The 13,585-nt window shown below is 69.8% G+C and carries 12 protein-coding genes and 3 pseudogenes; 3 read left to right on the forward strand and 12 right to left on the reverse strand.

Annotation, left to right across the window (positions count from 1 at the left end; translation table 11 throughout):
- Positions 1–11: 11 nt before the first annotated feature.
- The 12 genes and pseudogenes from CES90_RS42130 to CES90_RS42185 form a co-directional block, all read right to left on the reverse strand.
- On the reverse strand, positions 12–1,490 hold the full coding sequence (locus CES90_RS42130; protein ID WP_269801979.1) for an NAD-dependent succinate-semialdehyde dehydrogenase: 1,479 nt from the start codon (positions 1,488–1,490) through the stop codon (positions 12–14).
- Between the two features lie 8 nt (positions 1,491–1,498).
- On the reverse strand, positions 1,499–2,479 hold the full coding sequence (locus CES90_RS42135) for an ornithine cyclodeaminase family protein (RefSeq protein WP_189787527.1): 981 nt from the start codon (positions 2,477–2,479) through the stop codon (positions 1,499–1,501).
- A 37-nt stretch (positions 2,480–2,516) separates the two neighbouring features.
- The gene (locus CES90_RS42140) at positions 2,517–3,167 is read right to left on the reverse strand and encodes a CoA transferase subunit B (protein ID WP_189787528.1); all 651 of its coding nucleotides are present in this window, start codon (positions 3,165–3,167) and stop codon (positions 2,517–2,519) included.
- Positions 3,164–3,919: a CoA transferase subunit A gene (locus tag CES90_RS42145; protein ID WP_189787529.1), complete on the reverse strand. Its 756-nt coding sequence runs from the start codon at positions 3,917–3,919 to the stop codon at positions 3,164–3,166. The genes CES90_RS42140 and CES90_RS42145 overlap by 4 nt, the downstream gene beginning before the upstream one ends.
- A gap of 13 nt (positions 3,920–3,932) precedes the next feature.
- Entirely contained in the window at positions 3,933–4,121 is a 189-nt protein-coding gene (locus CES90_RS42150) for a hypothetical protein (protein ID WP_189787530.1), read from the reverse strand.
- Positions 4,118–4,870 (reverse strand): SDR family NAD(P)-dependent oxidoreductase, encoded by a 753-nt coding sequence (locus CES90_RS42155; protein ID WP_189787531.1) that lies wholly within the window; start codon positions 4,868–4,870, stop codon positions 4,118–4,120. The genes CES90_RS42150 and CES90_RS42155 overlap by 4 nt, the downstream gene beginning before the upstream one ends.
- Positions 4,867–5,827: pseudogene (locus tag CES90_RS42160) on the reverse strand (fumarylacetoacetate hydrolase family protein). The gene CES90_RS42155 and the pseudogene CES90_RS42160 overlap by 4 nt, the downstream one beginning before the upstream one ends.
- Before the next feature lie 116 nt (positions 5,828–5,943).
- Positions 5,944–6,879 carry a VOC family protein gene (locus CES90_RS42165; RefSeq protein ID WP_189787532.1) on the reverse strand — a complete coding sequence of 312 codons (936 nt, stop codon included), beginning with the start codon at positions 6,877–6,879 and terminating at the stop codon, positions 5,944–5,946.
- Between the two features lie 13 nt (positions 6,880–6,892).
- Positions 6,893–7,681 (reverse strand): annotated as a pseudogene (locus tag CES90_RS42170) (amidohydrolase family protein).
- Entirely contained in the window at positions 7,681–8,808 is a 1,128-nt protein-coding gene (locus CES90_RS42175; RefSeq protein WP_189787533.1) for an FAD-dependent oxidoreductase, read from the reverse strand. Before CES90_RS42175 ends, CES90_RS42170 begins: the two are co-directional and overlap by 1 nt.
- A 22-nt stretch (positions 8,809–8,830) precedes the next feature.
- Positions 8,831–9,841 carry a cyclase family protein gene (locus tag CES90_RS42180; RefSeq protein ID WP_373313593.1) on the reverse strand — a complete coding sequence of 337 codons (1,011 nt, stop codon included), beginning with the start codon at positions 9,839–9,841 and terminating at the stop codon, positions 8,831–8,833.
- The gene (locus CES90_RS42185; protein WP_229914371.1) at positions 9,820–10,146 is read right to left on the reverse strand and encodes a hypothetical protein; all 327 of its coding nucleotides are present in this window, start codon (positions 10,144–10,146) and stop codon (positions 9,820–9,822) included. The genes CES90_RS42180 and CES90_RS42185 overlap by 22 nt, the downstream gene beginning before the upstream one ends.
- A 132-nt stretch (positions 10,147–10,278) precedes the next feature.
- On the opposite strand from CES90_RS42185, the gene CES90_RS42190 reads away from it, so the two are divergent.
- From CES90_RS42190 to CES90_RS50610, 3 genes and pseudogenes are all read left to right on the forward strand, one after another.
- On the forward strand, positions 10,279–11,196 hold the full coding sequence (locus CES90_RS42190; RefSeq protein WP_189787535.1) for a LysR family transcriptional regulator: 918 nt from the start codon (positions 10,279–10,281) through the stop codon (positions 11,194–11,196).
- Positions 11,197–11,387: 191 nt separating this feature from the next.
- Positions 11,388–12,626, forward strand: a complete 1,239-nt coding sequence (locus CES90_RS42195; RefSeq protein ID WP_189787536.1) for an MFS transporter — start codon at positions 11,388–11,390, stop codon at positions 12,624–12,626.
- Positions 12,627–12,791: 165 nt separating this feature from the next.
- Positions 12,792–13,317, forward strand: a pseudogene (locus CES90_RS50610) (MFS transporter); the annotation flags it as partial.
- Positions 13,318–13,585 lie beyond the last annotated feature (268 nt).

Genomic DNA, 13,585 nt, shown 5'->3' on the forward strand with positions numbered 1-13,585 from the left:
TTGTTCGGTGATCAGGGTTGGGGGGTTTTCGCGCCTTCCCAGGCGAGGTACTTGAGCTCCAGGAACTCGTCGAGGCCGTAGACCGAGCCTTCGCGGCCGATGCCCGACTGCTTGATGCCACCGAAGGGGGCGGTCTCGTTGGAGATCAGGCCGGTGTTGATGCCGACCATGCCCGCCTCCAGGGCGGCGCCGACGCGCCAGATGCGCTCGGCGTCCTTGGCGAACAGGTAGGCGGCGAGGCCGAATTCGGTGTCGTTGGCCATGCGGATCGCGTCGCTCTCGTCGGTGAACCGCACCAGCGGGGTCACCGGGCCGAAGGTCTCCTCGTGGGTGACGGCCATCTCGGCGGTGACGCCGGTCAGGACGGTCGGCTCGTAGAAGAGGCCGCCGCGCGCGTGGGGCTTGCCGCCGTGCAACACGGTGGCGCCGTGGGCGACGGCATCGGCGACGTGGGACTCGACCTTTGCCACCGCGTCCTCGTCGATGAGCGGGCCCTGCTGGACGTCGGCGTCGAAGCCGTCGCCGACGGCGAGGGCGGCGACCCGCGCGGCCAGCTTCTTCGCAAACGCGTCGTAGATGCCGTCCTGTACGTAGACGCGGTTGGCGCTGATGCACGCCTGGCCGGTGTTGCGGTACTTGGTGGCGATCAGGCCTTCGACGGCCTCGTCGAGATCGGCGTCGTCGAAGACGAGGACGGGTGCGTTGCCGCCAAGCTCCATGGACGTCTTCTTCACTGTCTGCGCCGACTGGGCCAGCAGGAGTCGGCCGACCTCGGTGGAACCGGTGAAGGTGATCTTGCGAACGAGCGGGTTGCCCGTGAGCTCGGGGCCGATCTCGCGCGGGTCGCCGGTGACCACGTTGAACACGCCCGCCGGGATGCCCGCACGGTCGGCCAGTTCGGCGAGCGCGAGGGCGGTCAGCGGGGTCTGCTCGGCGGGCTTGAGGACCATGGTGCAGCCCGCGGCCAGCGCGGGACCCGCCTTGCGGGTGATCATCGCGGCGGGGAAGTTCCACGGGGTGATCGCCGCGCACACGCCGACCGGCTCCCTGAGGACGACGATCCTGCGCGAGGCTTCCGGCGCCTCCATGACGTCGCCCCGTATGCGCTTGGCCTCCTCGGCGAACCACTCCAGGAACGAGGCGGCATACGCGACCTCGCCCAGGGCTTCGGCGTAGGGCTTGCCCTCTTCCAAGACGATCAGCCGGGCGAGGTCCTCCGCATGTGCGGTGACCAGGTCGAACCAGCGCCGCAGGAGCCGGGACCGCTCCTTGGCCGGGCGTGCCCGCCATGCCGGCAGCGCGCGGTGCGCCGCGTCGATGGCCGCGGCGGTCTGCGCGGCGTCGAGGAGCGGTACCTCGGCCAGCAGGTCGCCGGTGGACGGGTTGTGCACGGGGAAGGAGTCGGTGGTGGTGATCCAGGTGCCGTCGACGTACGCGGCGGTCTTCAGCAGGGACGGATCGTCGAGTTCTCGGCGCACTGGGCTGCTCACGGGGTTGCTCACTTCGAGACCGGGGAGATGGTGACGGGCAGCTTGGTGCCCAGGGACAGTTCGGCGGCCCGCCGGGTGCACATCGCGGCGACGGCGAGGTCCTGCGCGGCCGAGCCGACGGACTTGTAGATCACGACCGCGTCCGGGTCGTGTGCCGGCCGGCCGGTCGTGCGGCCGGAGACGACGTCGGCGAGCGAGACCACCTTCCCGGCGAAGTCGACGCCCGCCTCCTTGGCAGCGATCAGATCTCCCGTGTCATGGGCGACCTCCTCGACCATGTCGGCGACGATCACCTTGGCGCGGGCGATCACCTCGGTCGCCAGCTCGCGCTGCTCGGGCAGGGTGGACCCGATCGACACAACGGTCGCCCCGGCCGGTGCCTCCCGCAGTGTCGGCTGCTCGTCGCGGGACCGGGCCGCGCAGATCACCAGGTCGGCGTCAGCAATGGCTGCCTCAGCGCTCTCCACGGGGGCGAGCGGCAGCCCCAGATCCGCGAGCTCCTGGGTGAACCGGGTGCGGCTGGCCGGGTTGGGGCTGAACACGGTGACGGACGACAGGGTGCGTATCGCCGCCAGAGCCCGGACGTGGTTCTGCGCCTCGAAGCCCGAGCCGATCACAGCGACGTGCAGCGGGCCGGCGGGGGCCAGCAGGTCGGCGGCGAGCGCCGAAGTGGCCGCCGTACGGAAACCCGTGATCGAGTGGCCGTCCAGGAGCGCGGTCAGCTCCACGCTCTCCTGATCGAACAGCGGGATCAGATACGAGGCGCGCCGATGCCGCAGCGAGGCGGCGATCAACTTGGCGCCCATGGGGCCACCGTCGCCGGGCACACCGCTGAGCGTGCGCAGCCACAGGCCGTCTCCGCGAGCCATCGTGCGCGAGGGGAAGCGCGTCTCGTCGGGTGGCGCACTGTAAGCGCTGCGGAGCGCGGCGATGGCGTCGGCCCAGTCGAAGGCGGCTCTGACGTCGGCGTCGGTGATAAAGAGGGTCATCAGGGCTCCTTGAGCCAGGGGAGGGGACACGCTGTTGTCAGCAGGCGACGTGTGCGGACTCCAACAGGAGCGGTGCGTTGGTGCGGGTGGTGATGTCCTGCACGGTGACGCCGGGCGCGGTCTCCACCAGGGCGAGGCCGTCGTCCGTGACATCGAGGACGCCGAGGTCGGTGATGATCCGGTGGACGCACCGTTCGCCGGTGAGTGGCAGGGTGCACTCCTCGACGATCTTCGGTGAGCCGTCCTTGGCGGTGTGCTCCATGAGGACGATGACGCGGCGGGCCCCGTGGACGAGGTCCATGGCGCCGCCCATGCCCTTGACCATCTTGCCGGGGATCATCCAGTTGGCGAGATCACCGTGGGCGGAGACCTGCATGGCGCCGAGGACGGCGGTGTCGATGTGGCCGCCGCGGATCATGCCGAAGGACAGGGCGGAGTCGAAGAAGGAAGCGCCGGGCAGGACGGTGACGGTCTCCTTGCCGGCGTTGATGAGGTCGGGGTCGACCTCGTCGTCGGTGGGGTAGGGGCCGGTGCCGAGGATGCCGTTCTCGGAGTGCAGGACGACGTGGACACCGGGCGGGAGGTGGCCGGGGACGAGGGTGGGCAGGCCGATGCCGAGGTTGACGTAGGAGCCGTCGGTGAGTTCGGCGGCGGCGCGGGCGGCCATCTGGTCGCGGGTCCAGCTCATGAACGTACGGTCCTTTTCTCTATCTGCTTGTCGGTAGCCTCTGCGGCGGTGAGCGCCACGACGCGCTGTACGAACACACCTGGCAGGTGGATCTCGTCGGGGCTGAGCTCACCCGGTTCGACGAGCCCCTCGACCTCGGCGACGGTGATCCGCCCGGCCATGGCGGCCGACGGGTTGAAGTTGGCGGCGGCCTTGCGGAAGACCAGGTTTCCGTGGCGGTCGCCGCGCCAGGCCCGTACCAGGGCGAAGTCGGTGGTGATGCCGTGTTCCAGGACGTACGCGCGGCCCGCGAAATCGCGGGTCTCCTTGGGCGGCGAGGCCACCGCGACCGAACCGTCCTGGGCGTACCGCCAGGGCAGTCCGCCCCGGGCGACCTGGGTGCCGACACCGGCCGGGGTGTAGAAGGCCGGAATGCCGGCGCCTCCCGCGCGCAGCCGCTCGGCGAGCGTGCCCTGCGGGACGAGTTCGACCTCCAACTCCCCGGACAGGTACTGGCGGGCGAACTCCTTGTTCTCGCCCACGTAGGAGCCGGTCACCCGGGCGATGCGGCCCGCGGCTAGGAGAACACCGAGGCCGCGGCCATCGACCCCGCAGTTGTTGGAGACGACTTTCAGACCGCCCGCGCCCTGCGCGTACAGGGCGCGGATGAGGATCTCCGGAACCCCGCTGAGGCCGAAGCCGCCGACGGCGAGCGAGGCGCCGTCGGGGATGTCGGCGATCGCCTCAGCGGCGCTGCCGCGGACTTTGTTCATGTGCAGGGTCCCTTCATGGGTTGACGCCGTGCAGGACGGCGGACCAGCCGCCGCGGACGACAAGGTTGGCGCCGGTCGGCGGAGGGATGTCGCGGGCGACGTGCCGCATGTGGGTGGTCGTCGGCGAGCAGATCGCCGCGGCCTGGCCCTGGCCGCACGCGACGCCGGGGATCAGGGCCATCGTGCCGTCGAGACGTTTCACGGTGCCTCCGATCGCAGTGCGTCAGAGACGGACTTGACGCCGCCGTGTGCGGTGAGGCCCCCGTCGATGGGGATCTCGGCTCCGGTGATGAACGACGACTCGTCCGACAGCAGGAACACGACCAGCGGGGTGACCTCGTCCACGGAGCCGGTGCGGCCGAGCGGAGTCTCGCGGATGTTGGCCTCCCGGAAGGCAGGGGCGTCGGAGGCGGTCATCTCGGTGTCGATGTAGCCCGGGTGAATCGTGTTGACGCGGATGCCTCGGGGGCCGAGCTCCAGCGTGGCGGTCTTCGACAGGCCGCGCAGCGCCCACTTGCTCGCCGTGTACGCCACCGGGTAGTGGGCGGTGAGTGCGGCGGAGGAGCCGACGTTCACGATCGAGGAGCCGGGCGGCATCAGCGGCGCGAGGTGCTGCATGCCCAGCAGCGGGCCGGTGACGTTGACGGCGTGAACGCGGTCGAAGTCCTCGGGACGTACGTCGCCGAGCCGGGCCCGCCAGGTGACGCCGGCGTTGTTGACCAGGCCGTGCACCTGCCCGTACGCCTCGCGCAGGTCGGCGGCGAGCTCCGTCCAGTCTTTCCCGCTGGTGACGTCGAGGCGCCGGCAGCCGGGAGCCTCCCTCACATCGGTGGCGATCACCCGCGCGCCTTCGCGGGTCAGTGCATCAGCTTCCGTGGCGCCCTGTCCGCGAGCCGCGCCGGTGACCACGACGACCTTGCCCAGCAGCCGTTTCGAGTGAAGGTCGGTCATGGCCGCTCCCGCGATCGGCGCCGTGCGGGCGGGAGCGGCACCGCATCGGCGCCTGCCACCACGGTGTTGGAGACGCTGCCCATGCCCTCGACGGTGAGGGTGACCGTGTCGCCGGGCTTGAGCGGCGGTGGGTCCTGTCTGCCCCGTACGCCCCATAGCTCGGCGAGGCAGCCGCCGTTGCCGCAGGTGCCCGAGCCGAGGACGTCACCGGGGCGCACCCAGGTGCCGCGCGAGGCGTAGGCGACCATCTCCTCGAACGTCCAGCTCATGTTGGACAGCAGGTCCTCGCCGACCAGCTCACCGTTTACGAAGGCGGTCAGGGCGAGGCGCAGGAAGCCGTCCTCGTCCCGGTACTTCTCCAGCTCGTCGGTGGTGACCAGGTACGGGCCGAGGGTGGTGGCGGTGTCCTTGCCCTTGCAGGGGCCGAGGCCGACCTTCATCTCGGCGGACTGCAGGTCGCGGGCGGACCAGTCGTTGAAGATGGTGTAGCCGACGATGTGGTCGCGGGCCTGCTCGGGGGTGAGGTCGCGGCCCTCCTTGCCGATCACGACGGCGACTTCGAGTTCGAAGTCGAGCACGCTCGAACCCGGCGGCATGGGAATGTCTTCGTGCGGGCCGCACACTGCGTACGGGTTGGGTGAAGTAGAAGGTCGGGGCCGCGTACCACTGCTCGGGCACCCCGGAGGCCCCGTCGACAGACCGTCGTACACCCTCGACGTGTTCCTCGAAGGTGACGAAGTCGCGCACGGTGGGCGGCTGGAGCGGGGGGAGCAGCCGCACCTCGGAGACATGGGGGCCGGCCGGAGCTTCAAGGGCCACTGTGCCTGCCTCGCACAGACCGCCGGACGCGATCAGTTCGGTGAGCGTGCACTCGCCGGGGACCGGGTGCAGCCGGCCGTCCTCGCCGACGACGGCGACACGGCGCTGGTGTTGGTGTTCGTACGCGGCGAAGCGCATGTGCGGCTCCAGGCTTCGGGACTACCGGGACTACGCGGTCTTCGGGTGGTGGGCCGGGGGCGCGGCGTGGAGCGTCAGGGCAGTTGACAGGGCCACCGCGCCCCCGGAGCTCGGGATCAGACGGGCGGGGCGACGAACACGCCGCGGTCGACGTCGTTGAACGACTCCTTGGCGACGAGTTCGTTCATCGGGTTGGCCGTCCCCCACTGGTCGGCGATGTCGGGATCGGAGAAGTCGTAGACGTGCGGGTGCCAGGTGTCCTCGTCCAGGACCTCCAGCTCCGTCGTGTACTCGACGGTGTTGCCGTGCGGATCGAGGAAGTAGGTGAACGTGTTGTCGCCGGCCGTGTGCCGCCCCGGGCCCCAGAGCTTCCTGAAGCCCGCACGGATGACCCGGCCGGAGCCGCGCAGGTACTCGTCGATGCCGCGCATCTCGAAGGAGACGTGGTGCAGCGAGGTGTGCGGGCCCTGCGCGATGGCCATCGAGTGGTGCTGGTTGCTGATCCGCATGAAGTGCATGGCCTCGCCCATGCGGGGATGCCAGAGAGTGTCGGAGAGACGGAAACCGAGGTGAGTCTCGTACCACTCCCGGGTTTTGTTCAGGTCCGGCGAATTGAGGACGACGTGCGACAGCTTGACCGGAATCGACTCCCTCTCCTCGATCTTGCGATGCTGTCGCACCTCGACGTCCGCCGAGACCTCGATGGTGCGCCCATCGACGTCGAAGAAGCGGAAGCCGTAACCGCCGCCGGGGGTGTCCGCCTTGCCCGGCTGGGAGACCAGTTGCACTCCGCCGGCCAGCAGCCGCTCGGCGAGGGTGTCCACGTCCTGCGGTGAAGCCGCACCGTAGGAGATCAGGTCGAGCCGCTTCTCGTCAGCCTTGCGCAGCCGGACGACGTAGTTCTCGGGGGAGCCCTCGGCGGCCAGGAAGGAGACACCGGAGTCCTCGGCGACCTTGGTCAGGCCCCATACGCCGCCGTAGAAGTCGAGTTGCTTGTCGTAATCGGGCACGGCGAGGTCAACGTGCCGCAGATGGGTGAGCAGGCGGTTCATCGTGGGTGTCCTCTCAGGTGAGGTTGAGCAGCGCGGCCGCGTTGCCGCCGCGCACGGCGTCGAAGTCGGCGTCAGGCAGGGGGCGGCACGCAGAGCGCCGACGGGGTCGTCGGTGCCCATGTCGAAGGGGTAGTCGGAGCCCAGGAGGACCCGGTCGGCGTCTGCGGCAGTGATGCAGGCGGGCGCAGCCCGCGCCCACGTCGGAACGGGCTGTCCAGGCGTGGTCGGATCGGCCGATGTGCGTAGGGAGACAGCCGCCCCCTTGCGCGGCTGTCAGCTTCAGCTCGGGGCGCGGGCCAACACCCCCGAGAAGATGAGGTGCGAGAGGGCGACAGTGTTCTCGGTCAGCTGGCCGACAGTGTCGGACAGGTACCACTGGTCGAGACGTTCGTCGAGGGTGCAGCCAGGAGTGCAGGAAGACGAGCGTGCCCGTCTTCTCCACTCGTGACCAGAAAGTCTCGTAGACCGTGTCCGACAGTTCGCGTCCCGTTACGTGGCTGGAGATCTCCTCGTTCCGTTTCTCGTCCGCCCAGTAGTGGTAGTGCGATGGCGAGGGACTGACCAGCTGCACGTCCACGCCCTGCACGTCCACGCCCTGCGCGTCCATGGCGGCCAGTCGGGCGGACACGTCGGTCGGCCGCGACCTGGGCTCGCGCAGCATCGTCCCGTTGACGGCCAGGGCGACCGGTCCCTGGCGGCGGGCCTCGACCTCCTGGGCCGCCGCGGGTCTGGACCGGCCGGCTACCACGGCCTCGACCTTGGGCAGCAGGACGTGCGCGTGCACATCTACGGTGAGTCGCATCAGGGGAGCGCCTTGAGGAAGGTCATGGACCGGCCGATCAGCCCCGACATGTCGCCGTGCACTGCGTCCAGCTGCCACTGGCCGAGCTGCACGGACGCGTCGACGACTGTCCGCACCCGGGGAATGCGACGCTCGTAGTAGGCATGGAACAGCTCGTCGTCCCAGTCCCGTCCGCTCGTGAGCAGCTCGGCGAGGACGAGGGCATCCTCGAGCGACATGGCCGCCCCCTGCGCGAGGCTGGGCGGGCAGCAGTGGACGGCATCGCCGATCAGGACGATCCGGCCGCGGTGCCAGGAGCCCTCGACCAGCAACCGGTGGTACCAGGTGTAGTTGATCTTCGCTGGGTCGGTGATGTGCTTGGCGATCTCGGGCCAGACACCGCCGTAATGGTCGGCGAGGCGGCGCATCTCGTCCGCGTACGACTCCGGCGGGACCGCGTCACGGCTGCGGCATGCCTCGACGACGTAGGCGTAGAGAGTGGTCTCGCTGGTCGGGCAGTACCCTGCGGTGTACGCGGGGCCGCCGAACGTCAGGTCGGTGCGGGTGACGTCGGCAGGGCGCGGTGCGGGGGTGCGCCAGATCGCCTGGCCTGTGGGTTCGGGTTCGGCCGTGATGCCGATGGCCGCGCGAGTGGCCGAGTTGAGGCCGTCGGCGCCGATGACCAGGTCGTAGCGACCGTTCGTGCCGTCGCTGAACCGCACCGAGACTCCGTCGGCGTCCTGCTCCAGGTTCTCAGCGGTGGTGCCCAGACGGACGGTGGCGCCGGAGGCGCGGACCGCGTCGATGAGGATCTGCTGGAGCTCGGGGCGCTGCATGCCAACGGTGGCGGGCAGGTCCTCCCCACCGGTCTTGATGTCCTCGAAGACGTGCAGGAGGGTGCCGCCCAGGTCGGTGATGCCCAGCGAGCCGAAGGGGAAGCAGGAGGCTTCCACCTGCTCCCAGACACCCAGTTCACGCAGGACACGCAGGGCATTGCCCTGGACGGTGATCCCGGAGCCGGTGGTGGCGTTCCAGTCGGGCTTGGCCTCGATGAGGTCGACGGTGAGGCCGGCGCGCCTGAGCAGGATCGTCACCGAGTTGCCGGCGGAGCCGCCGCCGATGACGAGGACTCTACGGGCTGTGGTCATGGGAACTCCCTTGTCCCGTGGGTTACTTGACGGCGATGGGGTTGACGGGTGAGCCGACGGCTCCGGTGATGGGCAGGGGTGCCGCGGTGAGCCAGAACTCGTAGACGCCGTCGTCCGCGCAGTCCGCGGCGAGCGTGTCGAGGTCCCACATCTCGCCGACCAGCAGACCCATGTTGGGGATGGCGATGTGGTGCAGCGGCTGGAAGGCGCCCTCGAACTCATTGGGCCGCACCTCGAAGCCCCAAGTGTCGGTGGCAATGGCGGCGATCTCCGTGCCGTGCAGCCAGCCGGCGCTGGTGAAGGAGAGGCCGGGCGCCGGCCCTCCCGCGTAGTCGCCCCAGCCGTCGCGCCGGGCGCGGGCGAGGTGACCGGTGCGGACGAGGACGATGTCACCACGTCCGACGGTCACCCCGTGCGCCGTGGCGGTCGCGGTCAGATGCTCCTCGGCGATCGCGAACCCGTCGGGCAACTCTCCCCCACTCTCGGCTGCGCTCGAGCGGGAGGTGCCCCCACGGTCACCGATCACCCGTCCGGCGTCCAGGAGAACGCCGCGCCCGGCGACGTACGGCGCCATGTGCTCGATCCCGGTGACCAGGTCGCCGTCGGAGGTGACGACCTTCTCGGCCGCCCGCCCGTTCCACGCCTTGCCGTGGTCGAAGATGTGCCCGAGCCCGTCCCACTGGGTCGAGCACTGCAGCGGCATCGCGATCACGTCGTCGGCGCCGCCGATGCCGTGCGGGAAGCCCTGGTTGCCGAGGGCGGCGTCGGTGCCGGTGTCGAGCATGGTGTGCACCGGGTTGGTCCGACGCCGCCAGCCCTTCTGCGGGCCGTTCATGTCGAAGGACTGCGACAGCGAGAAGCTCGCGCCCCGCCGCACCAGAGCGGCACCCTCGCGCCGCTTGGCCTCGTCGAGGAAGTTCAGGGTGCCGAGGACGTCGTCCTCGCCCCAACGCCCCCAGTTCGAGTACTTCTTGGCGGCCTCCGCGATCGCGCCCTCGGGATCATGCCGGTTCACGCGCACTCCTCGACACATCGGGGGCGCTGCAGGCCGAGCGGGAAGATCTGCCGGGGCTCGACCGGGGCGTGCACGCGCAGGCCCTCCCGCGGCTGCCAAGCAGCCCTCTCGCCCGCCGCGAGGGCGCGCAGACGGGGCATTTCCTCGTCCCAGCTCTCCAGGAGCGTGCGGATCGTAACCACCTGTTCACCGAAGGCGGTGCGCAGGTCGAGAGCGCGGCCGTCCGGCATTACCAGGGCGGGAAACGGGACCCCGTCGGGGGCGGAGAGGCGGCCGAGAGCGAAGGGACCGGTGAAAAGGACTGACGTGGCTGCGGGTTTCACGGACGTGTCCTCCTGATTGCGATGGGACTAATGTGGCCGCACCTCACCCGATCTGAGAAATTGATTATGTGGATCCGATCATCCGTCCTGCTGATGGGGGCGGGATCGTCGTCGTCTTTGCTGGAGCGCGCCGTGAACCTGGCAAGTCTTGATCTCAACCTGGTCGTCGCCCTGCGCGCCCTGTTGGAGGAGCGCAATGTGACGCGGGCCGGTCGGCGCATCGGCCTGAGTCAGCCCGCGATGAGCGCCGCTCTGGCCAAGCTGCGCCGGCACTTCGACGACGAGCTGCTCGCCCGCGTCGGCGGTCACTACGAGCTGACGGCCCTGGGCGAGGTCCTTCTCGATCGCACCATGGCGACCTGCGGCCTGTTGGAACGCCTCTTCACCAGTCAGGCCGACTTCGATCCGACCGCAGAGTCAAGGGAATTCACCCTCGCCGCCACCGACTACGCGGTGACCGTCTTCGGGGCCGACCTTGCCCGCGCCTTCGACCGTGAGGCCCCTGGCATCCGCGTGCGCTTCGTGCAGATCCCGAACGGCATCAGTGAGGAGCCGGGCGCGCTGCTGAGCACCGTCGACGGCATGATCATGCCGCATGGCATCATCAGCGACTTCCCCGCCACCGAGCTGTTCCAGGACGGTTGGGTCTTCCTCGTCGCCGAGGACAACCGCGAGGTGGGTGATCACCTCACCCGTGAGGACGTGGCGCGGCTGCCGTGGGTGACGTACCTGCGCGCCTACGACTCACCGGCGGTCCGCCAGCTCGGGATGCTCGGCATCGAACCACGGGTGGACGTCTCCGTCGGCAGCTTCACGACGCTTCCCTTCCTGGTGGCCGGCACGCGTCGCATCGCCCTCATCCCCGCACTCCTCGCCGAACGCCTCCGTGGAACCGCACCGGTACGGATCATGAAACCGCCCTACGAGTCCGTACCGCTGCAGGAGGCGCTGTGGTGGCATCCCCTGCACACCCGCGACGCCGCGCACATCTGGCTGCGGGAGACCGCGGCGCGCGTGGCGGCGGCCAAGAAACAGCAGACCATCCGCTGAGCGGATGAGGGGATCCGGCAGTTCGATGGCGCGAAGGCTAGGCGACGGGAGTGGGCTGGCTCATAGTCGGGGCAGTTCCTGACGTGCGCTGTTCCTGGGCGCGATCCCTCGGGTGCATCGGCGCCCCACGGCGCGGCACAGCCACGCCCACGCCACGGCGCCCCACCCTGCCACCACACGTGGAGTCCGGCATGTCCAGATCCGTTTCCCTGCCCGCGCCAACCGACAAGACCCACCCGAGCGCCGCGAACGCGGGCCCACTGCGCGCCACGCTGCTGATGGCCGGCAGCTGTCTGCCAGTGCTGGGCGCCGTCCTGATCGCGCCGGTCCTGCCGAAGATGCAGGAACACTTCGATGCCGTACCCGGCGCCAAGACCCTCGTCCCCGTCGTCCTGACCATCCCGGCGCTCGCGCTGGCACTGCTGGCCCCCTTCGCGGGCGTCATCGTGGACCGCCTCGGCCGCGTTCGCCTGCTCGTCTGGGCGACGGCGCTGTACGCGCTGCTCGGTACCGCCCCGCTGTGGCTGGACTCGCTCGACGCCATCCTGGTCAGCCGGGTGCTGGTCGGCATCACCGAGGCAGCCATCATGACCTGCTGCACCACGCTGATCGGCGACTACTACACAGGGTCCGTGCGCGACCGCTACCTCGCCCTGCAGACCATGTGCGCCTCCGTCTCCGCCACCGCGTTCTTCGTCATCGGCGGCGCCGCCGGCTCAGCGGGCTGGCGCGCGCCCTTCTGGGTGTACGCCATAGGTCTGCTGCTGGCCCCCGCCATGGCCGCCACCCTGTCCAAGCCCCGGCCCGAGAGCGCGGGGGTGCCCCAAGAGCCAGCGGCCGAGAAGAAGCCATTCCCCGTGCGACGGCTGGCGGGCATCTGCACGCTCACGGTGTTCGGCGCGATGGTCTTCTACACCGTGCCCGTCGAGATGTCCTACCTGCTCGACGACCTGGGCGTGAAGTCCACCGGCGTCATCGGCCTGGCCACCGCCCTCGCCAGCGCCGCCACCGTGGCGGGGTCCATCGCCTTCACCAAACTAGCGGGCAACCCTGCCGGCAGGCTGCCCCTGGTCTTCGCCCTGTGCGCGGCCGGATTCGTGGTGATCGCCCTGGCGAGCAGCCCGCTGGTGGTGATCGCCGGTGCCGTACTCAACTGCCTGGGCACCGGAATCCTGCTGCCCTCACTGCTCACCATCGCGATGTCCCGGCTTGACTACGCCGACCGAGGCCGCGGCACCGGACTGTGGACGGCCGCGTTCTTCGCGGGCGAGTTCGTCTGCCCGCTCGTCCTGATCGCCCTGGAGTCGGCCACCGGCAGCCTGGCCCACGCCGTCGGCCTCCTCGGCCTCGCCTCGGCTCTGACGGCCGGCGGGTTGCTGCTCGGCCGCCGTCGGCTTGCGACACGGCTCAGTGAAGGCGAAGCCGTATAGCGCGCCCCAGGTTTCCTGTGATCCGTCCCGGGTCGACCCGGCGTTCTAGGCGTCGTTGCGGGTGGAACCGCCCGCCCAGGGCTTCTTCCGGCTTACCACCGAGCGGGTGGCCATCGGGGACGTCATTATTTCGGTCGAGAGGGAGGAGGGTGACATAACCCGGACCACCTGCTCGCCTACAACCAGCTGTACCTCGCTCTGCCGGACGAGGTACAGCGCGCGACCGGCTCCCAGGCAGCCCTTTCCTGGTTGTTCGCCCTGTCCTCCCTGCTGGTCGTCTGTGCCCACCTGTCCATCACACGCTGGGCAGGTGACCGGCTCGGCCTGCGCCGCTCAATGATCGGCGGGCTGCTGCTCATCGCGGCCGGTTTCGGGGTCGTGCCCGTCGGCCCGCCGACTGGACGGGGTGGCCGGGTTGTTGCCCGCCGCCGGGTACGTCGTCCTGCTCACCCTCGGCCAGATGCTGGTCGTCCCCGCCGACCGCGCCTGGGTGCCCGACCTCGCCGAGGACGGCCGCATCGGCCTCTACACCGGCGCGCTGTCCTCCGTCTCCGGCCTGATCGTCCTTATCGGCAGCTCGGCGACGGGCTCCCTGCTCGATCTGGGCCTCCCGGCCGCCGTGCCCTGGCTGGTCCTGGCCGCAGTGCCGGCCGTAGCGGTGGCGATCCTGCCGAGCTGCTCGGAACGGTAGGCGGATACGGGAGTGGACGGGAAGGACATGGACGGCCGGGTCGGGAGCTGACAGCAGTCCGCGCAGCTGCCGGTTTTCCAAGGTCAGTTGGTTGACCACCCGGACCAGACCTTGAACGTCGGCGCGGAGTTGTTCGAGTTCGGCTTTGTCCTTCTCGCGGAGTTCCTTGAGCCGTACGACTTGCTTGCGGAGCCGGGTCTCGGCGTCGGTGGGTTGTCCGCGTTCTTTGACCTTGGCGTAGAACTCGTTCTTCAGGTCGAGGTGGCGC

The organism is Streptomyces capitiformicae, assembly GCF_002214185.1.
GTDB classification, from domain to species: Bacteria; Actinomycetota; Actinomycetes; order Streptomycetales; family Streptomycetaceae; genus Streptomyces; species Streptomyces capitiformicae.

Coding starts and splice junctions, on each gene's coding strand:
- CES90_RS42135 (WP_189787527.1), bottom strand. CDS start 2,479: ATGACCCTCTTTATCACCGACGCCGACGTCAGAGCCGCCTTCGACTGG.
- CES90_RS42180 (WP_373313593.1), bottom strand. CDS start 9,841: ATGTGTCGAGGAGTGCGCGTGAACCGGCATGATCCCGAGGGCGCGATC.
- CES90_RS42155 (WP_189787531.1), bottom strand. CDS start 4,870: ATGACCGACCTTCACTCGAAACGGCTGCTGGGCAAGGTCGTCGTGGTC.
- CES90_RS42175 (WP_189787533.1), bottom strand. CDS start 8,808: ATGACCACAGCCCGTAGAGTCCTCGTCATCGGCGGCGGCTCCGCCGGC.
- CES90_RS42195 (WP_189787536.1), top strand. CDS start 11,388: ATGTCCAGATCCGTTTCCCTGCCCGCGCCAACCGACAAGACCCACCCG.
- CES90_RS42165 (WP_189787532.1), bottom strand. CDS start 6,879: ATGAACCGCCTGCTCACCCATCTGCGGCACGTTGACCTCGCCGTGCCC.
- CES90_RS42140 (WP_189787528.1), bottom strand. CDS start 3,167: ATGAGCTGGACCCGCGACCAGATGGCCGCCCGCGCCGCCGCCGAACTC.
- CES90_RS42145 (WP_189787529.1), bottom strand. CDS start 3,919: ATGAACAAAGTCCGCGGCAGCGCCGCTGAGGCGATCGCCGACATCCCC.